The 22,783-nt window shown below is 34.0% G+C and carries 21 protein-coding genes and 1 pseudogene; 9 read left to right on the top strand and 13 right to left on the bottom strand.

What is annotated here, in order from left to right; genetic code table 11:
• Window positions 1–9 precede the first annotated feature (9 nt).
• Window positions 10–918: an AEC family transporter gene (locus DK865_RS09370; RefSeq protein WP_109391747.1), complete on the bottom strand. Its 909-nt coding sequence runs from the start codon at window positions 916–918 to the stop codon at window positions 10–12.
• A gap of 191 nt (window positions 919–1,109) precedes the next feature.
• A complete protein-coding gene (locus tag DK865_RS09365) occupies window positions 1,110–1,595 on the bottom strand; it encodes a GNAT family N-acetyltransferase (protein WP_109391815.1) in 486 nt (161 codons plus the stop codon).
• A 143-nt stretch (window positions 1,596–1,738) separates the two neighbouring features.
• Between DK865_RS09365 and DK865_RS09360 the strand changes: the two genes are divergently transcribed.
• The 3 genes from DK865_RS09360 to DK865_RS09350 are packed head-to-tail and all read left to right on the top strand — an operon-like array spanning window position 1,739 to window position 6,220.
• A complete protein-coding gene (locus DK865_RS09360) occupies window positions 1,739–2,848 on the top strand; it encodes a 1-acyl-sn-glycerol-3-phosphate acyltransferase (protein WP_023582137.1) in 1,110 nt (369 codons plus the stop codon).
• Entirely contained in the window at window positions 2,842–3,723 is an 882-nt protein-coding gene (locus tag DK865_RS09355; protein ID WP_109391746.1) for a phosphatase PAP2 family protein, read from the top strand. Before DK865_RS09360 ends, DK865_RS09355 begins: the two co-directional genes overlap by 7 nt.
• Entirely contained in the window at window positions 3,707–6,220 is a 2,514-nt protein-coding gene (locus DK865_RS09350; protein ID WP_109391745.1) for a PEP/pyruvate-binding domain-containing protein, read from the top strand. The genes DK865_RS09355 and DK865_RS09350 overlap by 17 nt, the downstream gene beginning before the upstream one ends.
• A gap of 73 nt (window positions 6,221–6,293) precedes the next feature.
• On the opposite strand, the gene DK865_RS09345 is transcribed toward DK865_RS09350, so the two are convergent.
• On the bottom strand, window positions 6,294–6,785 hold the full coding sequence (locus tag DK865_RS09345) for a hypothetical protein (protein WP_228407749.1): 492 nt from the start codon (window positions 6,783–6,785) through the stop codon (window positions 6,294–6,296).
• Between the two features lie 258 nt (window positions 6,786–7,043).
• On the opposite strand from DK865_RS09345, the gene catA reads away from it, so the two are divergent.
• The gene (catA, locus tag DK865_RS09340; RefSeq protein ID WP_109391743.1) at window positions 7,044–7,685 is read left to right on the top strand and encodes a type A chloramphenicol O-acetyltransferase; all 642 of its coding nucleotides are present in this window, start codon (window positions 7,044–7,046) and stop codon (window positions 7,683–7,685) included.
• A 71-nt stretch (window positions 7,686–7,756) separates the two neighbouring features.
• Here catA and DK865_RS09335 read toward each other — a convergent pair whose 3' ends face one another.
• Window positions 7,757–8,749 (bottom strand): alpha/beta hydrolase family protein, encoded by a 993-nt coding sequence (locus DK865_RS09335; protein ID WP_023582132.1) that lies wholly within the window; start codon window positions 8,747–8,749, stop codon window positions 7,757–7,759.
• A 502-nt stretch (window positions 8,750–9,251) separates the two neighbouring features.
• Here DK865_RS09335 and DK865_RS09330 point away from each other — a divergent pair.
• Window positions 9,252–10,466, top strand: coding sequence for a hypothetical protein (locus DK865_RS09330; protein ID WP_109391742.1), 1,215 nt, complete (start codon window positions 9,252–9,254; stop codon window positions 10,464–10,466).
• A gap of 86 nt (window positions 10,467–10,552) precedes the next feature.
• Here the strand turns inward: DK865_RS09330 and DK865_RS09325 are convergent, their stop codons facing one another.
• On the bottom strand, window positions 10,553–10,771 hold the full coding sequence (locus DK865_RS09325) for an ogr/Delta-like zinc finger family protein (protein ID WP_071233994.1): 219 nt from the start codon (window positions 10,769–10,771) through the stop codon (window positions 10,553–10,555).
• A 152-nt stretch (window positions 10,772–10,923) separates the two neighbouring features.
• Between DK865_RS09325 and DK865_RS18845 the strand changes: the two are divergent.
• Window positions 10,924–11,078, top strand: a pseudogene (locus tag DK865_RS18845) (phage portal protein); the annotation flags it as partial.
• A gap of 469 nt (window positions 11,079–11,547) precedes the next feature.
• Window positions 11,548–13,422 carry a hypothetical protein gene (locus tag DK865_RS09310; RefSeq protein ID WP_109391741.1) on the top strand — a complete coding sequence of 625 codons (1,875 nt, stop codon included), beginning with the start codon at window positions 11,548–11,550 and terminating at the stop codon, window positions 13,420–13,422.
• A gap of 46 nt (window positions 13,423–13,468) precedes the next feature.
• Here DK865_RS09310 and DK865_RS19060 read toward each other — a convergent pair whose 3' ends face one another.
• Entirely contained in the window at window positions 13,469–13,600 is a 132-nt protein-coding gene (locus DK865_RS19060; protein ID WP_109391740.1) for a DNA cytosine methyltransferase, read from the bottom strand.
• Window positions 13,601–13,793: 193 nt separating this feature from the next.
• The gene (locus tag DK865_RS18840) at window positions 13,794–13,961 is read right to left on the bottom strand and encodes a hypothetical protein (protein WP_228407748.1); all 168 of its coding nucleotides are present in this window, start codon (window positions 13,959–13,961) and stop codon (window positions 13,794–13,796) included.
• A 259-nt stretch (window positions 13,962–14,220) separates the two neighbouring features.
• Here DK865_RS18840 and DK865_RS09295 point away from each other — a divergent pair, with 259 nt between their 5' ends.
• Entirely contained in the window at window positions 14,221–15,039 is an 819-nt protein-coding gene (locus DK865_RS09295; RefSeq protein WP_456107120.1) for a phage integrase, read from the top strand.
• 132 nt (window positions 15,040–15,171) lie between these two features.
• On the opposite strand, the gene ahpF is transcribed toward DK865_RS09295, so the two are convergent.
• The 3 genes from ahpF to DK865_RS09280 all read right to left on the bottom strand — a co-directional run bounded on the left by ahpF (window position 15,172) and on the right by DK865_RS09280 (window position 18,307).
• Window positions 15,172–16,737 (bottom strand): alkyl hydroperoxide reductase subunit F, encoded by a 1,566-nt coding sequence (gene ahpF, locus DK865_RS09290; RefSeq protein ID WP_109391738.1) that lies wholly within the window; start codon window positions 16,735–16,737, stop codon window positions 15,172–15,174.
• A gap of 69 nt (window positions 16,738–16,806) precedes the next feature.
• Window positions 16,807–17,370 carry an alkyl hydroperoxide reductase subunit C gene (gene ahpC / locus DK865_RS09285; RefSeq protein WP_006536680.1) on the bottom strand — a complete coding sequence of 188 codons (564 nt, stop codon included), beginning with the start codon at window positions 17,368–17,370 and terminating at the stop codon, window positions 16,807–16,809.
• 286 nt (window positions 17,371–17,656) lie between these two features.
• Window positions 17,657–18,307 (bottom strand): hypothetical protein, encoded by a 651-nt coding sequence (locus DK865_RS09280; RefSeq protein ID WP_228407747.1) that lies wholly within the window; start codon window positions 18,305–18,307, stop codon window positions 17,657–17,659.
• Between the two features lie 254 nt (window positions 18,308–18,561).
• Here DK865_RS09280 and DK865_RS09275 point away from each other — a divergent pair, with 254 nt between their 5' ends.
• Window positions 18,562–19,347 (top strand): ATP-grasp domain-containing protein, encoded by a 786-nt coding sequence (locus DK865_RS09275; protein WP_109391737.1) that lies wholly within the window; start codon window positions 18,562–18,564, stop codon window positions 19,345–19,347.
• Window positions 19,348–19,466: 119 nt separating this feature from the next.
• On the opposite strand, the gene DK865_RS09270 is transcribed toward DK865_RS09275, so the two are convergent.
• From DK865_RS09270 to DK865_RS09265, 3 genes are all read right to left on the bottom strand, one after another.
• Window positions 19,467–20,990 carry a carbohydrate porin gene (locus DK865_RS09270; protein WP_109391736.1) on the bottom strand — a complete coding sequence of 508 codons (1,524 nt, stop codon included), beginning with the start codon at window positions 20,988–20,990 and terminating at the stop codon, window positions 19,467–19,469.
• Window positions 20,991–21,676: 686 nt separating this feature from the next.
• On the bottom strand, window positions 21,677–21,832 hold the full coding sequence (locus tag DK865_RS18740; RefSeq protein WP_023582124.1) for a hypothetical protein: 156 nt from the start codon (window positions 21,830–21,832) through the stop codon (window positions 21,677–21,679).
• Window positions 21,825–22,697, bottom strand: a complete 873-nt coding sequence (locus tag DK865_RS09265; protein ID WP_109391735.1) for a PadR family transcriptional regulator — start codon at window positions 22,695–22,697, stop codon at window positions 21,825–21,827. Before DK865_RS09265 ends, DK865_RS18740 begins: the two co-directional genes overlap by 8 nt.
• Between the last annotated feature and the right edge of the window lie 86 nt (window positions 22,698–22,783).

Below are 22,783 nucleotides of genomic sequence, written 5' to 3'. Positions count from 1 at the left end.
TTTAAAAAATCATCCTGATAACAAGCTTAATACAATAGGCAGTGTAATTGCTGCAAACATTGTTTGAGAAGTAATAATTCCCGCCATTAACTCAGAATCCCCCCCTAACTGTCGGGTTAAAATATAAGAAGTTGGGGCTGTTGGAATAGAAAAGAAAATAACCAGAAGCACCATAACTAATGAAGATAAATCTAAAAAATAAGCAACACTATACGCAATGATTGGCACAATAAGTAAACGAGTAACAGTATTAATACCAATCATTTTACTTTCTGCTTTTAGTGTCGATAAATGTAATGCCGCACCAATACAAATAAGCCCTAATGGCAAGCTGGTTGCAGCTAACAGTTTGAGAAACTGATCGCTACCGAAAGGAAGCCCAATCCCTGATAGATTTATTATGATCCCAATAACACAAGAGATGATTAAAGGGTTTTTTATGATAGGTACTATTAGTTGACGCAAAGTCACATTTTGTCCCGCGGTTAAACAAAGCACTGAAGTGACATTGGATAATGGAACTAGCGTTGCCAATATTAATGCGGCTATTCCTAATCCTTCAACACCAAATAGATCAGCGACAATTGCTAAACCTAAATAAGTATTAAATCGAATATTGCCTTGAACAATTGCACCAAAACGTCCAGCAGCCCAACCTGTGATTTTTTTCAATACAACGCATAATAGTGTAACAATAATCACTACAGAAAAAATAGCCCCAGCTAAGTGGGGTAATTGAGGATCAGATAAAGGTGCATTTGCTAGGCTATTAATCAGTAAAGCAGGAAAAAGTAAAAAATAATTTAATTTTTCAGCCCCAACCCAAAAAGCAGGCTCGAACGTTTTATTTCTTCTTAAAATTGCACCTAGCGCAATTAACGCAAATAAAGGCCATAACGTTAACAACACATTTTGCATAATATTTATCCTAGAGATATCGTGATACTTTACAATATCGCAACATCATGCGGATTGCTATTTTATGTTATTAGTATAAAAGCTAATTCAAAAAATGATGAAAATAAGTTTATATCGCATTTTAAGAATAGCTTTTTTAGTATTAGTCGATTATAAAGATCATCCTTTTAAGATGATTAAAATACAAACAACTAATCTAAATCAATGTACATACGGTAACAATGTAAATTTGCTTTCGCTAAATCAGAATAATACTCACGTTCTTCTAATGCTTTAAAACCCTGCTTTAAATAAAATAATACCGCATTAGGTGTTGCATCTAAAAATAATTTAGATTGCCCCCTCTTAATTGCCTCATGTTTCAGTTGTTTTAAAATGAGTCCTGCAAAGCCTTTCCCCATGTATTCAGGTAATGTAAAAATGGCTTCTGCAAACCCCGTTTTAACATCTAAAAAACCCGAAGCAACCGGAATATTGTATTCTTGAGAATCAATCACATAAAATGGATTATCAATAATAGCTTGCCGATATCCCGCAGGCATTTCATCAGGAGTCCAAGCGTCTAAAATCTCTGATGGATAAACGTTCTCACACCCAAACCGCAGTGCTTGATTTCGTAAATACCACAACCTTTTGGCTTCTTGTGGTTCAGCGAGTCTAAGTTGAATCATACTCATTTCCATCTTATTCATTAGAATTAAGCGCCTCAAATTAGTGAAATAATTTATTCTAATAATACTTTTTAAATTTTAACTTTTTAGTGTTACTTTTTTTAAGAGCGTGATATGTTTTTGAAGAAGGAATAATGTAAGGAAATCTCATGCCTAATTCAATATTGCCTTCACCAATAAAAAAATCCTCCTCTTTTGTGGCTGGATCTCCACTTCCTTTTTATTATCAATTCATCTCTAGTGCAATTAGAGAAATCTACTTTTCCAAAATTTCACTTATTTACCATAATAGATCTCAAGCTGAAAATACACATCCAAAATTAATTCTATGCAGTCATCGGAACAGTGCTTTTGATGGTTACATTGCATTAAAAGCATTTTCTAACGCTCAAGCTTTGGCTTCGATTCAATTATTAAATAGTCCTTTAATGAGAAGTTTTTTTACGGGTATTCCCGTAGTTAGGAAAAAGGATAGACAACGTTTAGGTGTAAATGCAAATATATTTTCGAGCCCTTCCGATGCCGCCGTTGCACATATAAAGGCAGGTGGTAATTTACTCTTATTCCCAGAAGGCAGTAGTGAGTGGGGTTTCCAGCCATTACCTTATCAACGAGGAGCTGCAAGGATCATTAGAACATTAATCAGTGAGGGAGTAGTTTTTGATATTATTCCTATGGGATTGTTTTATATAGCCCCTGATAAATTCAGTTCAAAAGTTGAAGTTTATATTGGTGAAAACATTTGTATAAATTCACAAAAAGATAATTTATCAATCAGAGAATGGGAACAAAATATTCATATGGAAGTTTCTACATCACTAAATGAAATTTCTGTTAATTGTCCCAATATTGATATTTTTGAGAAAGCATCTGCCTATGCTTTTAATAAAAATAAGGATGGTGAATCTTATGCTAAATCCTTTATTGAGTACCAAAACAACCCATTCCAATCAAATAACGATAATCAAAATATAGAAAATAATTCTCAATTACCCATATTAATTTGGCGTTATATTTCATTTTTATTTATGTATATTTTATTCCCAATATTATTATCATCATTTATTGCGTCTCATTTTGCTGATGCCCGTAATACCATTAGCTTTTTTAAAATTTTAGGTGGCGCAATAGCAACGGCAATTTGGGTCCCCATCTTAGTCATGCTCCTATTCTTTTTCCCCCTATTTATTGGTATAAGTTTAGCCAGTGCACTATTCGGTTTTATCTTAATAAGGAAGAAAGGCGCTCAAATATGTTAACCACGAAAGCCAGGATGCTTTTTAACCATTTATTTTCTCTACAACTGTTTATTATTTGGGCTTTGGGAACTTATGGAAGTTGGTTAACGAATGCAGAAGAAATGCTGCTCCCCATATGGTTAGGCTTCTTTTTGTGGATATTGCTCATTTTTGTTGGATGCAAGACACAAAAAGCAACCTCTCATTCTCGATTCTATTGGTTTGGCTTATTACAACTAATTGTTTGTTGGACTATTTTCCCTCTGTTTAAATCGATTCGCTATGGTTTATACCAATGGAGTTTTGATGATATTTTATATCATTTAGATAAATATCTATGGTTTGGTAAAAGCTTGCCTGAATGGGCAATTTCTTTACAGTCGGGTTGGTTAAGTGAATTTCTTTCTTTTTGCTATTTTAGTTTTTACTTTTTAATTATTGGTAGTGCCCTTTTCTTCTTTTTTAACCGAAATAGCATACTAACTAAAAACTATTTTTTTGGCTTAATGCTAATGTATTTTGTGGGTTTTCTAGGCTACTTTTCTATTCCAGCTGCCGGCCCTTACGCTGCCTTTCCTTCTGATTTTAACTATCCCGTTCACTTTGGTTCAATGACACTGTTTCTGACTGATCTCGTTGATAAAGGCATTACGGGAATGGATGTCTTTCCTTCATTGCATACAGGGATCACTCTTTATATTGTGGGCTTTTTCTATTTTTCAGGTTACCGAAAAATAGCGTATTGTTTATTTCCTATTCTAATAGGATTGATTTTGGCAACGGTCTATTTGCATTACCACTATGGTATAGATGTTATTTTCGGTACTTTACTTGCATTATGCGTGCTTTACATCACTTGTAAAAATAATAAGGTCGAATATGGAACTCATTTATAAAATTAACGAACCAATCGCTTCTGAAGTCTCTATTAGCGGAGGTAAAGGCGCAAGTTTAGTAAAAACCATTCAGTCACTGCCCGTTCCTGATGGTTTGATTCTTTCTTGTCAAGCTTATCAATTATTTATCACGCCTTTACTCCCTGAAATTAATCGCTTGTTATCAGAAAAAAAGCAAGAAATTGAAGTCGTTAGTAAAAATATTCGCCATTTGATTTTACAAGCATCGATGCCAGAGGAGTTAACTCATTCATTAAGTTTAAGATTAAATGAGCTCCAATTAAATAATACAGCGTTAGCTGTAAGATCTTCTGGAACATTAGAAGATATGCCTGGCGCTGCTTTTGCTGGTCAACATGACACATTCTTAGGTATTAAAACGTTACCTCATTTGCTGGATGCTATTCGCCAATGTTATGCATCTTTATGGCACACACACGTTATGCTGTATCGCCAACATTTAAATTTGTCGCATACTCAAGCATCAATGGCTGTTGTATTACAAAGAATGATAAATGTGCAAACAGAAGAAGCGGCAGGCGTCGCTTTTTCTGTTGATCCGGTTCAAGGCTCTCTTTCTACTGTATTAATTAATGCAGCCTTTGGTTTAGGTGAAACGGTTGTTGCAGGTGAAGATCCTGTCGATGAGTTTCTTATTGATAGAGAAAGTTTAGAAATAAAACAAACAACTATTGCTCAAAAAATAAATGCTATTGTAATGGTTGACAATGGTACTGAAATTTTACCTCTTGAACCTCAAAATCAATCTATCCCTTCTTTAACACCAGAACAGTGTAAACAAGTCGCAGAACTCGCTATTTCAGCCGAAAAATATTTTGATTTTCCGCAGGATATAGAGTGGGCATTTCATGACAGTAAATTATGGCTTTTACAATCGCGTAATGTGACACAAATTGCCCCTATTTGGACAAGAGAAGAATCGGCAGAAAGGTTTCCTAATCCTATCACGCCATTAACATGGGATATGTGTGAAGCTGGTTTTCATTCATCATTAAACTTCAGCCTTAATCTTATGGGGCTTCCTTCCTTTAATGGTAAATGGTTTGGAATGCAAGATTATTATATTTATGGCAACCAAAATGCCGTTTCCTTATATAGCAATCGCCTTCCGACATCGATGATGAATGATTTACCTACCCTGTTAAAATCTTTACCTGACATTGCACAAAAATTCAGTTGGGTACAGGAATTACCAATTACTTGGATGCGTGATTTAGATAAATATTTAATCTCTATTGGTGCATTAATGAATGAACCATTGCAGGATAAAACCTTGCCTCAATTATGGGATTATGTGCAAAGAATTAATAAGTTAGGTGCTGATTACTTTTTACCTAATATTGCTATATCCTTAACTCAGCGCTCACTCTATTCCGCATTGATGGCATTACTAAAACTTTTCTTTAAAGAAGAAAAATATGCACATACCGCATTCGATAATTTAATTGCTATGTCTGAAACTAAAACAGGGCAAGTGAATGCAGAACTTTGGGCACTTTCTCGCTATGTTCGTCAGCAACCCAAACTTCTCAATCTTGTCGCATCTGTTGTTCCAGAAAGCATTATGCAAGAGATTGAAGAATGTGATCCCCATTTCTACCAACAATTCACATTATTTTTGACCAACCATGGACATCGAGAATTAGATTTTGATGCATATCATCCCACTTGGTTAGATGCTCCACATATTGTATTAACTCAAATTAAGGCGATGGCTGATTTAGCCGATGATAAACAAACGGATGACCCATTAAGTAAAAAAATTCTACAGTCAGAAACCGAATTTTCAATTATTTCTGATGCTCCTGAAGAATTACGTTTCTTTTTACAAGAAATTATTCGATTAGCTCGTGTTTATACTGCATTGGATGATCTAGAACATTATCAAACCACTCGATTAGCCTTACCTATGCGTCGCGGATTAAAAGCATTAGGTGAGCGATTAGTTATTCGTAGTGTCTTAGATTGTCCAATGGATATTTATTTTGCTAATGAAAAACCTTTAGCCGATGCAATTCTTGCAGATAATCCCACTACGTGGAATCAACTACGTCATCATATCTACCAAAACAAAGCGGGATATTTAAAAGCAAAATCAGTCACACCACAATGGATCTATGGTGAAGATAGTTGTAATGAACCAAATACAAATGAGCATCAATTAAAAGGACTGGCAGGTAGTGCCGGCATTGTTGAAGGTGAAGTTTATCTTGTTTATGGCCCAGAGAATTTTGCCGAATTTCCACAGAATGCCATTTTAGTTGCAAGAACAACTAATCCTGCTTGGACTGCGCTCTTTTATCGTGCATCTGGCATTATTACAGAAAGTGGTGGACCATTATCTCATGGTGCGGTTACTGCTAGAGAATTGGGATTACCCGCAGTCATGGGAGTTCGCAATATCTTAAATATGTTAAAAAATGGGCAAAAAGTGAAAGTTGATGGGCAAAAAGGCATAATTGAGATTTTATCCTAATTATCGGGTAACTAACCGCCTAAATCAGAAAAAGCATCTAAAAGATGCTTTTTCTTCTTGACCTACTCACTTTTTAACTGATTATTTTACTCTTATTTTCTTTCTCTTTTGAGTCTTTATTGATATCGACTTTATAGGCTGATGGTGCAAGTAAAGCGATAAGCCCAGTTATTAATAAGATGGAATACAATACCATTAACATAGATGGTGCATTAAATAATAAGTATGGAGTTAATAGAATAGGACTAACCGTTAAAATCATTGAAATAATAACAGGATACCTTATACCTATATCTCTTATTCGTTGAGATAAAATGAGTGTAAATATGTAGACTTGTGTTATTAGAAACGCCATTTCTATTAGACTATATGGTGTAAAAGAGAATTGATAGTAAAGATCACGTTCAGTAATTAACTCCACTTGTTCGGGATAGAGTGTTATATACCAGCGATCTGCTAAATTCTCTGCAATCAAAAAGAAAATTGACCAAGCAATTTCTAAACCGAAAAAAGAGAGCCTTCCACGTCTTTGTTGTTTCCATTGATAAGCAAGTTTAGCTTGCATCATAAATCCTTTCATTTTTATATCTGACCTTGGTATTGGTTATAATATTACACTTAATGTTTTTATCCAAACCGATACTATTGCAAATTGGTAAAGCACAAAAATACCTTTATAATCTAGTCGGTATTGCGATAATCCTTCTTGTATTAAGAGCAAAAATTAAATTCATAAGGCGCTATCATGCAACCAATTCAAACAACCCGTTCAGCCCTTCTTTTTTAAAAAATCGTAATATAATTTAACAAGAAGGGCTTTAAAATGAACTATAAAAAAATCAATTTAGAACAATGGAATAGAAAAGAACACTTTTTACACTATCGACATAACTTACAATGTGGTTTTAGCTTAACAACTAAAATAGATATTACTGCCTTAAAGGTTGTATTAACTAAAAATAATCTTAAGCTTTATCCTGCTATGATCTATTTGATTGCAAAAATGGTTAATAGCTATCCTGAGTCTAAAATGGCAATAAAAAATGATGAGTTAGTTATTTGGGATAAAATCAATCCTGCATACACTATTTTTCATCCAGAGACGGAAACTTTCTCAGAGTTATGGAGTGAATATTGTGAAGATTGGTGTTCTTTTTTACAAGAATATAATCAAGATCATCAAAAATATAAGGATGATCTTAGCCTATCTGCAAAGCCAAATTTCCCTGAAAATCATTTCTGTATTTCGATGATCCCATGGGTAAGTTTTGATGGATTTAATTTAAATGTAGCTAATGTAAGAGATTATTTTCCTCCTATTTTTACTATGGGAAAATACACTCAACAAAGTGACAAGTTTTTATTACCAATATCTATTCAAGTACATCATGCTACGTGTGATGGTTTCCATATAGCTAGAATGATCAATAAGCTCCAAGAGCTATGCAATGATTTTTCTGGCTAACCATATTGATTTTTAAATAAAAAAATACCGCTCTTTTATCGATTAAGTAAAAGAGCGGATTATTTTTAAACTTATCTTACCTGTTTATTGATCCATTTAATTTCTTCATTAGTAAATCGAATATTACTTTCTCTCGTGGTATCAGTATCTAACAAAATTTTATCTTTAATTAATTTACTGACAGGCACGATAATATTAAAATGATCACCATTTTTAATGCTGTATATTTTTAATGGAATATCATATATCGTTGCAACACCACGTAATTCATTAAATTCACTCCAAAAATAATCACGACCTTCAAAATAGAAAGTTGGTGTTTTTATCGATTTAATATAACGGTATACAGAGCGAACATTAAATTCTTCTTCTTTATTTCTATCAAAAGGTAATTCAACTATCATATTTCCTTCTGCTCGTAATTTAAGATCGGGTATTCCTCCCAAAGAGAAAACAGCCCTAAATTTATCACTATATTCACTCGCTAATAATGCTCTCGTTCCCCCTGTACTATGTCCAACGACATAGATACGTTTGGCGTCAATATAAGGTAATGAGGCTAAATATTCTCTCGCTGATTCTAAATCTTCTAATTCGCCATAAAACATTTCATAGCGACCCGGGTTAGTATTTTCACCACGAAAAGAAGGTATCATCAATACCATATTAGGATCACGAAAAGTAGCACCCGTTTGGTCATTATCAACGGGTTTAGGTTGCCAAAAATAGTCGTCCCCACCAATTCCGCCGTAACCTCCATTTAGCCAGATCACTGCTGGTAATTTCGTTTTTTTATTTACAGGAGGTGGTGTTAAATAAGCGTACATATCCCCTGGCTTTGCTGGATATTTAATCACATTGAATATTTCTGCTGGCGCTTCCCATGGCGGGTCAATATTATCAAAACTGTCGTTTATAATTTCGGTTTTAAAACGCTGATGTGCTTCATATAAAGTTTCATCACGAATTTCAATATTCGCATTAACAGAGAAAGAGCTCGTACATAACAGAGAAAAAAGTAATGCCGGAACAACTTGTTTAAAACATATTTTATTTATATTCATCTCAATCGACTTCCCTATAGATTATTTTAGTGGAGGATAATAGCATAGGTTGTTTGGATTTTATGAATAAGGTTTTTAAGGCAAGCAGGAATGAATGCAGAAAAAAGCATCTCAATTGAGATGCTTTAATTAGTACAAGATTAATTAATTTCTTTGATGATAGTTTGCTTATTTTGCACTGGTGCGAATTAAGTAATCAAAGGCGCTAAGTGAGGCTTTTTATACTGAGTTAATATATTGATATAAAAGGATTTAATCTGTGTCAATGTCCACATATCGACCACATTTCGGAAAGCCTCTTGAAAGAGAGGCTTTTTTGTCTCATGTAAAATGGGATGAAAAATTAATTACAATGCTATACTTAATATCTTATGTTATTAACAATGGAAATTGTTTTTATTTAAAAAAATATTTAACATATTGATATATCTATCCTTATTTTTTTGCCATATAAATAAGTATGCGTTAATATTTCATCATCATAACTTATCGAGGTCATATAGTGAATTATAAAAATGAATTTAAAAATATCATAAAAATATGCAAATTTGTATTTCCAATTATAATTCTTTTATCCCCTTTTTTACTTTTATTTTATTTAAAAAACATTAACTCACATGCTTTTTTTATAGACCTAATAAATGACTCATATATATTTACAATATTAGGGGTTGCATCGATAATAATAGCCTTATCTCTTTTATTTATATATATACTCCCTTCTTTCTTATGGTTCATAACTAAATCTACTAGTAATTATGATTTTGAAAAAAAACAAAAAATAATAAGAGTTTTAAAAAAAAGCGACAAGAAAAAAGATTTTGAAATAAATAAATTTAATTTTATTTTATGTGTATTTGCAATTCCTTTAATTACATTCCAAGTTATTCTATCAGAGTTCAATGGATTATCATTAACGATCGGATTAATACTTTCTTCTGTTTTAGTGGCATTTTTAATTCTTAATTATGAAAATAAAAAACACACATTTTCAAAATGGAAAGTCTGTTTTATTATAATCGCATCAATCCTTGCCACCTCTTATAATTATACATTTATAAACAACAAGTTACAAACCCAATCTATAATACTGATTATTACATTATTAATTATTGTAACTTATCTTTTTCCAGATAGATTTGATAGACCCAATATTACAATGATATCAAATAAAATATCTCTTTTTTTGATATCATTATTTATATTGCAAATATCATTAAGTTTCTTGCTAATAACAATAGAACTAACAAATATTACTGACAACTCACTAGCATCAAATTTAAAACTAATAATTTTTTTAATACTATTATATGTTATTCCAAATAGTATAATTTTATTTTCAAGAAAAAACAATAAGCTTATTTTTATCACAGCTTACGCCTTACTATTACTTACTTCAACCAATATAGCTAACCTTATTACATATAGAGCTTTTGTTTTCATTGGCGTATCAAATTCAAATACACAGTGCTTCTCTATAAATAAATGGAAAAAACCAGAAGAACCATTGATTTTTCAAAACAAAAAAATACATGGGGAGTTTTATATAGCATATAGAGGGAATAATAGTGTTGTACTGTGCGAAATGGAAGACAAAACACAAATAATTGAGTTGGAAATTAATAATAAAGATAAAAAAACGAATCTTTATTGTATTTACGCTCAGAATAAAGATATTACTAAAATAAATTCCTGTCCTTCTAATCAACCCTTATAATAAGTTGTTAATTAATAATTTAAAAAATAAAATATTAAAGCTAAGAAGATAGTGAAAAAAAGCCCGGAACACCCCGGGCATTTTCATCAAATCGCTAATGCCTGTTGGCAATACTTATCAAGATGTGGCTCTACCCGTTCAATCAATTGAGGCTTTGAGATAAACCGCGTTACGGTTTCATGGCTGACGAACGTCGCGCCACAATTGATATTCTGGCACTGGTTATAACGTTCTTTGGTATCGGAAGATATTTGCTGACTACTACGAGTATGCGCGGCATGACCACAAACAGGACAAATCATCATAAACGGGTTACCTCTTTATGATGTGGAAATTACCTGTAATTATACACAGGCACTATTCCTTATCCATATCTATCTCACTGCTTTTAACTTCTAATTCTAACGAGGTGGTAAATCCGCTATTGTTCAGTGAATGGCTCACCATAACCAACGTCCAATTTCTCAATGTCAAGAATGTTAGCCCTGACGATATGTTAGCGGCGCACCGCGTACCACCTCAAATCATGGGATCATTCCACAAAATACTGGAGGCTTTGATGATGTTGAAAAAGCGATTAAATTTGATAAGTATACATTAGATGATGAGTAACCTCACCGAACAAAGAACAATACCACCGACACTGGCGGTATTTTTTACCTGTAAGGTATAAGCATCGGTCTGACTAATAATGGTGACCCAATTCTATTATACCTTTACACCCTGATAAGGCGAATCCACCTAATTTTCACCCTTTCAAATCCGTATTAAATGCGCCTATAATCCATTTTAAGCGCACGTAATTTATTTGATATTTAGATGTTTTTTTCTTGCTTTAATCGCTCTACGCGCTGGAAATTTGCGAGCAATATGTTTTCAATCCCATCAAAACAAAATCGTACTCCCGCCATGCCCGCGCACTAAATGCATCGGTTTTTATGCAGGTATGCGGAGGGTTAGAAGTTAAGCTGGGTATGGGGTTAAATGGGAAATAGGACAAATTTTTATTTGTTCATTATAATGCAATTTTTAGAAATTTAATTAAATACAAAATTAATAATCTCAAACTGAAGGATGTGATATGAGAAACAAGATAGAATCATTTTTATCAGAAGAATATAATTCTGGATTAATGATAGTTGGTGATTGGGGAATAGGTAAAACTTTCTACACTCTTAATCTTTTAAAGACTATCAACCATAACCATCGCTTCGAATCCCAATCTTATGTATCTCTTTTGGGAATGAATAAGATAGAAGACGTTGAAAAAAATATTCACGATAATATAAGGTACTTCAATAAAGATGGAATAGCTAACTTAATAAAAGACACCTTAAAAATTGATAAAAAGCTAAAGTTCAAAAATGCATCAATAGATATAACAAATTTCGTACCGAATCGATTAAATAAAACCATTATTATTCTGGATGATTTAGAACGAAAAGGTAAAAATCTAGAAATAATAGATTTAATAGCTTTAGCACATAGGATAACTCAAAATTCAAGCTGTAAGTTTATAATTATTTCAAATATTGATAAAATAAGTACTGAAATCAGTAGCGAATTTATTACATTTGATAAAATATTTTCCGATGTTATTAGATTCAATCCTGATAATAATGAAATTCTCATGGCTGTCAGTGAATTATTCATCAATAACAATAAAAATTGCAATCAACAAAATTTTAAAATAGCATTTGATGAATTTAAAGGGATAATTAAAGACTGTAAAATCAAAAACATTAGAGTATTATATAAGATGTTCATTTTTTACTATTATTATTTTGAATTAAAACCAAACAAAAATTTTAATTATTTTGATGATTTTTTTGTTTTCTTATCATATTTAAAAAGTATAGGAGTTATAAATACATCATTATATACATTAACTGAAAACGAAGCTAAAATAGAAAATAGTTTAACCTCAGACTCTATTGATAATAGATTAATCAGTAAATTCAAACAATCAAGAATAAATCTTAAATCATTAAAAACAAAAACTATTTGTTTGGAATTACTGAATGAAATATTAAAAAAAAATGATATTAAACTGCACCCTTTAAAAGAAAGACTATACAAATTATTTCAAGAAAACGATACTCTAAATGAACATGCTCATGCTGATGAAATAATTGGTAAAATAGTTAATACTTTTCAAGAAATAACTGAGGAAGAAATAAACTCTCTCATTAAAATAGAAAATTACAATGTTGATATATATACTTTATTAAACTTAATTACTATTTATGGTAAGGATGAAAAATTTATTGATTTTTTCAATCGCACTATAAAAGGTATCATTTCTAATATTAATAAAGAATATAAAATGTGTTTGGAATCCACCTTTGATGAAAATAACAGAATAAAAAACATGCAGACTCATATCAAATTCTTAAAAGAAAGTGTAAGTAACTACAATTTATTAAAGCATCTTTATAATGATTTAAATGACTTGGAACTAAAAACCCAAGATACAATTCAAAATCCTAATGAGATAAAAGACAATGTATTTAAGTTAAAAAAAACAATAACTTATATAATATCTCCTTATGTGTCATCTAAGTTTTATTTTTTTCCCAATAAAGGTCCTTTCAATTTAAGACTCTCTGAAAATGGAATACTTGATTCAAACTATTTTGAAAAAATTAATGAATTAATAGAAGAAATAAATATTAGCGATATTGTCAAATTTATATTTGAAGAAAATATTAACTCTGATTTAATTAAATCATTTTATAAATTTATATATACGAAAGAATTCAACATTAATGATATTATTGAACTTACACAGTTTTCAGAAGAAGAAAAAAAGAATGAAAGTTTAAGGTATAACGAATGCCTAAAAAAATTTGAAAGTGATATTAAACAAACTGTTGATATTATAAAGGATAAGTTTAAACAGATTTTTTCCGAGGATCCTACATTAGAAAGTCGTATAAAAATTCATATTGCCTAATTGTTCGTTTCAAATGATAGCCGTAGTTACGGCTATCATTTACTATTTATAACTTCATCGCTTTTCGCATTTCTTTTGCTATAGCTTCAATAACACTATTACCAAATTGCTTGTATGCTTGAGCGTTAGAAACGGATATTTCATAAGTATCAAGGTAACTTTGTAATACGTTTACCATGATATAAAATTCAGTTTTGTATCCCCTCTCGGAAACCGGTTACATTGGTTACCCCTACCAAAACCTCCCCTACCCCACGGATTAAAAACAATTTCGCTGTAACTTTTTACGGGTTAAAACGGGTTACAAACAGTTATCATGTTGAAAATCAAACTCTGAACGCTCCGTCCAATTAAACATTAAACGTGCTTTTTCAAACGCCGTGGAAGCTAACAGCATAACGATAACGAGCCATATCTCGTTTAGTTAACTTGCCTTTCATGTGCAAGTCATTCCAATCGTTCCTATTATCAACTTCTGCTGGTCTGGCGGCAGTGGCTTTCCAACCATCCTCATGACTACGCGCAACAAACTTCCTCATGGCCTTTATAAGAACCAAAAAAGTTAGCTTTACGATCAAATTTTGATGGTCTATCAATAATACGTTCCCAATATGCGCCCTCTGGTAACGTGAATTGTACCTAAACCATTAGCATGATAACTAGACTCTGAATAAAGCCCCTTTAATGACTCAATATTCTACCCTCTAGCGTGCTGTAAATAGGCATCTTCTGCCGCATTGGGTGCTTGTTGTGTCCTTTGGGTAATGAGTTGACCAATCGTCAAATATATCGGGATAAATTTCTTTTACGATCAATTCAGCACCACATTTATTCTCACGGGCACAGCGCAACACCTTATGGAAAAATGACACACCTAAGGGTGAGAGACGTATTGCTGAATCACTGAATAATCCCCCTGTTTGCCAATTAACCGATAAGCAATTGGTACTCTATCGTGAGCTTAGACTCGCTTCTGGCGTAAAAGCCTCAACGATAAATAGGGATATCTCAGCACTCAGCGGTATGTTTACAGCCCTTAAAAAAACGGATTTCTTTTTAAGTAAACATCCCGTTCAAGGAATATCACGGTTAAAACAGCAAACGACTGAAATGTCATATCTAACAGATAATGAAATTCAGCAATTATTAGCATTATTGGAAGGTGACAACCTAAAAGTTGCCGTTCTCTGTTTAAGCACTGGTGCCCGTTGGGGCGAAGCGCTCAAGCTAAAACGTGAGCATGTGATCCAAAATAAGGTGAGATTTACGTACACCAAAACCAATAAGCCAAGAATTGTGCCAATTTCTCAAGCTGTTGCTGACATGATTTGTACAAAGAAATCAGGATTGCTCTTTACTGAAACGTCTTATCACATGTTTCGTCGAGCAATTAAAAAAGTGAAACCGAGTATGGCATTAGGTCAGGCAACCCACGCATTACGCCATACATTCGCCACCCATTTTATGATGAACGGCGGAAGTATTATTACGTTACAACGCATCTTAGGACACACTAATTTGCAACAAACGTTGACCTATGCACACTTTGCACCAGACTTCTTACAAGATGCCATTCAATATAACCCCTTGAAAGGTAGTACAGAATTACTGGTTTAGAGTGTCCACATATTGTCCACACTTGAACACTTAGGGGCACTTTTCAGCCCTTTTTGATGGTTTTATGTACAAAAAAAAGGCATCTTAAAAAAGATGCCTTTCTCTATAACTTATTGATTATCTTTGATTTGCTTATTTTGCACTCGTGCGAATTAAGTAATCAAAGGCGCTTAATGAGGCTTTCGCACCTTCACCGGCGGCAATGATGATTTGTTTATAAGGCACGGTTGTACAGTCACCTGCAGCAAACACACCTTTGATATTCGTTTCGCCACGGGCATCAACAACAATTTCGCCCATATTATTACGTTCAACAGTACCTTCTAACCACTGTGTATTAGGTAATAAACCGATTTGAACGAAAATACCGGCTAATGCAATATCATGCATAGAATCATTAGTGCGATCTTTATATTTTAAGCCGGTTAACTTAGTGCCATCACCATATACTTCTGTAGTTTGTGCATTTAAGATAACGTCTACATTGCTTAAGCTACGTAATTTTTTCTGTAATACCGCATCAGCTCTCATTTCTGGAGCGAATTCTAATACTGTTACGTGTTCCACTAAGCCTGCTAAGTCAATTGCAGCTTCAACACCTGAGTTACCACCACCAATAACAGCAACTCTTTTTCCTTTAAATAATGGACCATCACAGTGTGGGCAATAAGTGACACCACGAGTGCGGTATTCATTTTCGCCAGGAACATTCATATTTCTCCAGCGAGCACCTGTTGCAATAATTAAACTGCGCGTTTTTAAAATTGCACCTGATGCGGTTTCAATTTGGTGCAACTCTCCTTCTGATGCTCCTGGAATTAAGCGACTAACCGTTTGGCTATCAATCACATCCACTTGGTAATCATCAACGTGAGCTTTTAATGCACCTGCAAGTTTTGCGCCTTCTGTTTTTGGTACAGAGATGTAGTTTTCAATATCAACTGTATCAAGAACTTGACCACCAAAACGTTCACCAATAAGACCCGTATTTAAACCTTTACGAGCTGAATAAACAGCCGCTGATGCACCTGCGGGACCACTTCCCACAATTAATACATCAAATGCATTTTTTTGGTTTAATAATTCTGCAGTACGTTTTTCTGCATTGCTGTCTACTTTGTTAACGATTTCAGCTAAGGTCATACGCCCCTGACCAAACTCGTTACCATTTAAGAATACAGCAGGAACGCCCATGATATTACGTTCCTGAATTTCATTTTGGAACATGCCTCCGTCAATCGCAGTATGTGTGATTTTCGGATTTAAAATCGCCATTAAGTTTAATGCCTGAACAACATCAGGGCAGTTATGACAAGAGAGCGAATAATAGGTTTCGAAATGAAACTCACCGTCTAACTGACGAATTTGTTCAAGTAATTCTTGTGCTTCTTTTGAAGGATGCCCACCCGTTTGCAGTAATGCTAAAACTAATGAAGTAAATTCATGACCTAATGGCGAACCTGCAAAACGAACACCGGTTTCTTTCCCTGGGTTGGTAATAAGAAAAGATGGTTTACGTACATCCGCGTTATTATCTTCACGATAAGTGACTTTATCGGATAATGGTTCGATTTCTTTTAATAACGCTTGGATATCAGCAGAATGTTTGCTGTCGTCTAATGTTGCTACTAACTCAACTGGCTGGGTTAATCGTTCTAAATAAGCTTTCAATTGAGCTTTTAAATTATTATCTAACATTTTTGCACCCTCAATAAAATCGGGTGCCGAAACACCCGATAAATAACTTTTTAGTGGCTTAATTCTTATTTAGATTTTGCCAACTAAATCCAGTGATGGAGCTAAAGTTGCATCACCTTCTTTCCATTTTGCTGGGCAAACTTCACCTGGATGGCTAGCTACATATTGAGCCGCTTTAACTTTACGTAACAGATCTGATGCATCACGACCGATACCTTCAGCAGTGATTTCGATTGCTTGGATGATACCTTGTGGGTCAACAACGAAAGTACCACGGTCTGCAAGGCCTTCGTTCTCACGCATATTTTCGAAGTTACGAGTTAATGCGCCAGTTGGGTCGCCAATCATGCCATATTTAATTTTACCGATAGTTTCTGAGCTACTGTGCCATGCTTTATGGGTAAAATGTGTGTCAGTAGAAACTGAATAGATTTCTACGCCCATTTTTTGGAACTCAGCATAATGGTCAGCTAAGTCACCTAATTCTGTTGGGCACACAAAAGTGAAGTCTGCAGGGTAAAAGAAGAAAACGCTCCATTTGCCTTCGACGTCCTTTTCAGTCACTTCTACGAATTGACCGTCTTTAAATGCCATGTTTTTGAATGGTTTGATTGGGGTATTAATTAAAGACATTGTATTTCCTCCTGTTTGGTATGGGAACTAATGTACCTATTCCACTTGAGAATAGCTAATACATTCCTGCTATCAGTTCAATAGGTTTTACCTAATGAGTTGAAGAAATTGATAGAGGTAGGTTAACGAAATGTAGCGATTAAAGCAAATACACACACAACAACTAAATTGTACCGACTTTCTATTAGCCTACACTTTATTTAATATCCTTAGCTTCAGTAACGAAATACTTATAACAGCATGAATTATAAAAGTAACATTCATTCTCTCATAGATGAATTCAATATTATTTGGCTAATTTGGCAGGTTTAAGAATAGTATAAGTACATTCAAATGCGGCCTTTTGAATACGATAAATATCTTGGCTATCTGTTGTGGATTGAACAACAGCATCGCCCGATTGAAAACGTTGTAATTCTCCCCAAGGCGCTTTCATTGTAAATGGAAGTGTAGACTCAGGCACAATAAAGTAATTCATTTCGATACCCTTTGGAGTAAAAGGCTGATAACCACGAGGATAAGATGCTAAATTAATTTCACTTTTCTCTGTGGCACTATAGCGTTGAACAAATTTAGATTTTCTTACCAAAATCTCCTCATTACCTGTTTCTGGGCAAATATTTTGTACTACCCAATCACCTGCTTTTGCAGGTTCTGAAACAGTTTCAACCCCTTCACCTTTAATAATAGTTGTGATGATCTCACCTTCTTTGGCTGGTCTGGCTAGCACAGGCTTGGTTTTAATTGCAACACCAGTGATCCCTGCTTGCTGAGCTTGCGTAAAGTAAGCGACGCGCTCTTTTTGTGGTAATTGAGAAAGATCATTTGCAAATACAAATGAAGGAATTAAGGTTAAACCTATTAATAGTGGTTTTATTCTATTTTTCTGATAGGTCTTGTCGCTATTTGAATGACTGTTTTGTATATCGAAAGGCATTGAATTATTTCCTGATAAATATCATCTGCACCTAATACGCTAGTTAAGCGTCTGTAAACATAAAATCGATTATGGCAGGAAATAAAACAATGGCACCAGTAAAATCAGTTACCTAGTCGAAAAAAATCAAAAAATCGAGAGATCTCACAACTTAGAAAAGAGAACAGGTAATTAAGAGAAAAACAGGGGTAAATCGTTAAATAAAGCCTTAGGATATCTCTTCATCAAGCCTATTTAATTAAAAGGAATTACTTATGCAAATAATTTACCCTGATGACTATTCAAAAACAGGAAAACCGGATGAAGCGTTTGCACAAGAATATCGTTGCGCTCAGATGCTAAATATTCATTGTGTGTTACTCTCATCAGAAGATATGGCATTAGGGAAATATACGTTTTTACATCCTTTTAAATCAGACTCTCCTGTTATTTGGCGTGGATGGATGCTAAATAAAGACGAATATCAACAACTATACCACGCTGTTAATACGCATGGTGGTCAAATGCTTGAAACGCCTGAAGACTATATCAATAACCATCATATAACGGGTTGGTATGAAAATTGTAAAGAGTTCACACCAAAAACAGTTATCTCAACCATAGATACTGACTTTGAAAGTTTAACTAGCCGACTTCAATGGCCTGCTTATTTTGTAAAAGACTATGTAAAATCTTTAACAACGACAAGAGGTTCCATTGCTAAAAATGCGGATGAAATTAAAGAAATACTAAAACTTATTGCTCAGTTTAGAGGACATATCGAAGGTGGTGTAAGTCTTCGCTATGTTGAGTCGTTTATTAATGATAGTGAGCGTAGATATTTTGTTTTAAATAAGAAAATATTCTCTGCGGATGATGAAGTTCCTGAGTTCGTAAAAAGCGTAGCGCAGCATATAAACACCCCCTTTTATTCCATTGATGTCGTCAAAAATGCAGTTGGCGAATTACGTTTAGTTGAAATTGGTGATGGGCAAGTTTCAGATATTAAAGAGTGGTCAGTTGAAAAGTTGGTTAAGGCTTTTCTCTTATCGGGTCTCTGATATTCCGATAACTAAGCAAACTAAATAAAAATATAAAGACCTCAATTAATCAGCAATATTCTGTATCTTGAAGTCTTTATATAAGAACCAATATCTAACAAAAAATTCTAAAAATAAAGTTAAAATAGATACTTAAAGCGGATACGGGCACCGTAACGATCTTTATCACTGCTATGTACATTAATATCGTCTTTACCATCTATACGTGAATAGTAAGCACCTAAATAGGTTTTAAAATTATCCATATCTAAAATATTAGGCAGTTCATAAGAAGCAAATACAGTGTTGATATTATACTTACCTGGATTGAGCGTTAAATAAGTGTCATTTTGAACACTGCTGTTTTCGTTTCTTTGATAGTAAGCTTTAATATCATTATGAGCATAAATATAACCAAGTTGAAATTTACGCCATAACACATTACTACCAATAGAAAAATCGTTTTCATCTTTAGCATCGAGATAAGCAGCACTTAAATTTGCAACAATACCGTTAATAGGATCATCATCTAAAGTATCCCATTTTACAGTTAAGCCATAACCAGTACGTCGCGATTGATCTTGGAACTTTCCATTTTCATCATCATAGCCATAGGCTTTGCTTACCACGTTCGCATCTATTGCTCCAGCAATAGTTAAATTGTCTTTCTGCCATGCAATAACAGGGCGCATATAAATAACATTTTTGCGATTATCGAGTTTACGTCCATGATATTCATTGTCTTTAAAAACAGAAGTGCCATCTTCAACTAAAGCATTTAACTCAAAATACCAGTCGTTATAGTGTGTGTTAACCATCATACTACCGCCATCGCTACTACGACCTCGCCCTTCTTTCATCATATAAATATAGCCAAAACCATCACCATATAAATCATTTGCTGTATTACCTGAATACTCAACAAATGTATCTTGGTTTAGAGGGAACATGTCATAAGCTTCATAACGGCCAATTTTATATTGCCATTTATCACGTTGACCAAAGTAAAAAACAGCATCATCTAAATTCATTTTACCTGTCATATCAGCCATGGGCTGAACACGAAAACCGGCATAGTTACCGTTTTTTAATTCTCGTTCACCATCCACACCAATTAAAATACGCCCATTAAGTGACCATTTTTCATTATCATCAAAGTCTTTTTGATTGCCGGGCATCATTCTCATCGATGTTAATTGCCCTTTTTTACTAGCAGCATCGATATTATATTCAACGTCACCATATAATTTGAGATCACCCCAATCTGTATTGGTAGAGAAAAACCCTGTACCTTCTTTATTTTTCGTACTTGCAAGCTGAGCGACTTGTTTTTGTTGAATTTCATTAAGTTGAGTTTGTGCAATGCTTACTTTTGCTTGAGCCTCATCAGATTGCTTTTCTAATATAGCAACGCGTTGTTCCATGTTGACGGTTGTAGCATGATCCGTTGCTTTTTTTTCTTGAGAGAGCTTGTTGGAATTAATTAATTGCTCAAGGCGAGCCGCTTTTTGTTCTGCTGCAGCCGCTCTAGCTTCAGCGGCGGTTGCACGTTGTTCAAGTGCATTTAACCTTGCTTCAATCGCACTTATATCGGTTTGTGCGTTTGCACATAATGGCGTAGCGAGTATGAAACTTATCACAGCAGATAATGCTTTTACTTTCATTCGAATATTCCTAAATTTGCAAATGTTGGTTTAACAGGTACGGCAAATACATAACAATCAATTTAGTTGTTCGATTGTTCTATCTGGTGAGCGTATTGTTATTTTTATTTGATGATATCTCTATAAATATCAATCAGTTATTCGCGTCATTATTTCTATTCTTAACAATAAATAAACCGATATCGTTATTGCCTTGCCACTATTTATTGCTGATTCACTTCCAGCATTATAAGTAAGGCTACGTTTGAACTAAGGCACTTATTCTCGTTTAAGTACTTACAAACGTTTATTATTTTGATTCGATATTTAATTTATTGTTGTTTCAAGCATATCTCTGGTTTAAGTTTTCAAATTTTATAATGGATTCACTAACCTAAATAAAATAATCGCTAATGTGGAACATTTCCACAATCATTTGTGATTTTTTTGAGGTTCGTACAGTAACCTAAGAAAAACGACACAAATGACCATCAAAAAAGGAGAGATAAAAGGAAATTACCGCTATTCATTAAGAAAGATATAAACTAAGCAAATGATAGTTATGAGCTGAAAAGAATAATTTTATAACCGTGTTGTGAGTTTCTATAAGTTAGAAAGCTTGCTGTAAGGATAAGTTAATGCGGTGGGGAAATAGAAAAGAGAAGAACTGACAGAGGTTATGCCATTATAACCCCCGTCCATCATTATCATATTCTGCCAGGTTTACGTAACGCTCTACGAAAGTAAGAAACAGGCATTTTAGGGCAAATTTGTTCTTTTACTGCTGGATTGTTCTCTAATTCATCTTTATCTATTTCATTATTTCTTCTTGAGTTTTGTCGCTGAGTATCTGTTTTATTCATCTTCCCTTTCCTCTGAGATCAATGCCTCATTGATAGCTTCAATTTTCTCAACTGCTTCATTAAGAATAGAAGCAATACGTCCTGCTCTTTCCACAGAGAGCTCTTTTAATACTAATTTATGGCGTAAAACGGCTTTTAATTTACCAACAGCAGATTCAATTTCCTCAGAAACTCCCCCTGCGTTTTGAGATAAATCTCTCGCATAAGCTAGTTTTCGTTGGATATTGGCGTCTATATCTTTATGTTCTGCTAAAAATGCAATGCCTTCAGAGGTAATGCTATAGTTTTTACGACCTTTTTCTGCAATCGTAGCAACTAATAGATCTTGCTCTTCAAGCAGTGTTAGCGTTGGATAAATAACACCAGGGCTAGGTACATATAATCCTGAAGAAGCCTCATCTATTTCTCTAATAATTTCATAACCATGACTTGGTTTTTTCGAGATCATACTAAGTAGCAAAACCCGTAAATCACCATGATCAAACATACGTTTTAATTGACGACCTTGACCTTTACCTCTACCACCACATCCACGACCACGTTGTTTTCCATGCCCATCAGAACCATGTTCACCGTGACAGCATTCGCCACGACTTTCATGTCCATGACCGTGTTCACCATGGCAGCAATGCTCACCATGACTTTCGTGTCCATGACCGTGTTCACCATGGCAGCAATGCTCACCATGACTTTCGCGTCCATGATCGTGTTCACCATGACAGCAATGCTCACCATGATTTTCTTGGTGTCGGTTATGTTTACCTTTACCACTACAACGCCCTTTTCCGTGACCATGTCCATGACTACCATGTTCGCCATTTTCAGCACGCTGTTGATAAAGTGAGTTTAATGCTCGAATCATCATAAATATTCCCTCATTGTTTTAGATATATCGAATTTATATAGCACAATATAATCCGATATATCTAAATGATCAAGTTTTAGATATAT

The organism is Proteus cibi, assembly GCF_003144405.1.
GTDB lineage: Bacteria > Pseudomonadota > Gammaproteobacteria > Enterobacterales > Enterobacteriaceae > Proteus > Proteus cibi.
The sequence above is the reverse complement of the archived record's forward strand: the minus strand, read 5'-3'. Positions and strand labels throughout refer to the sequence as shown.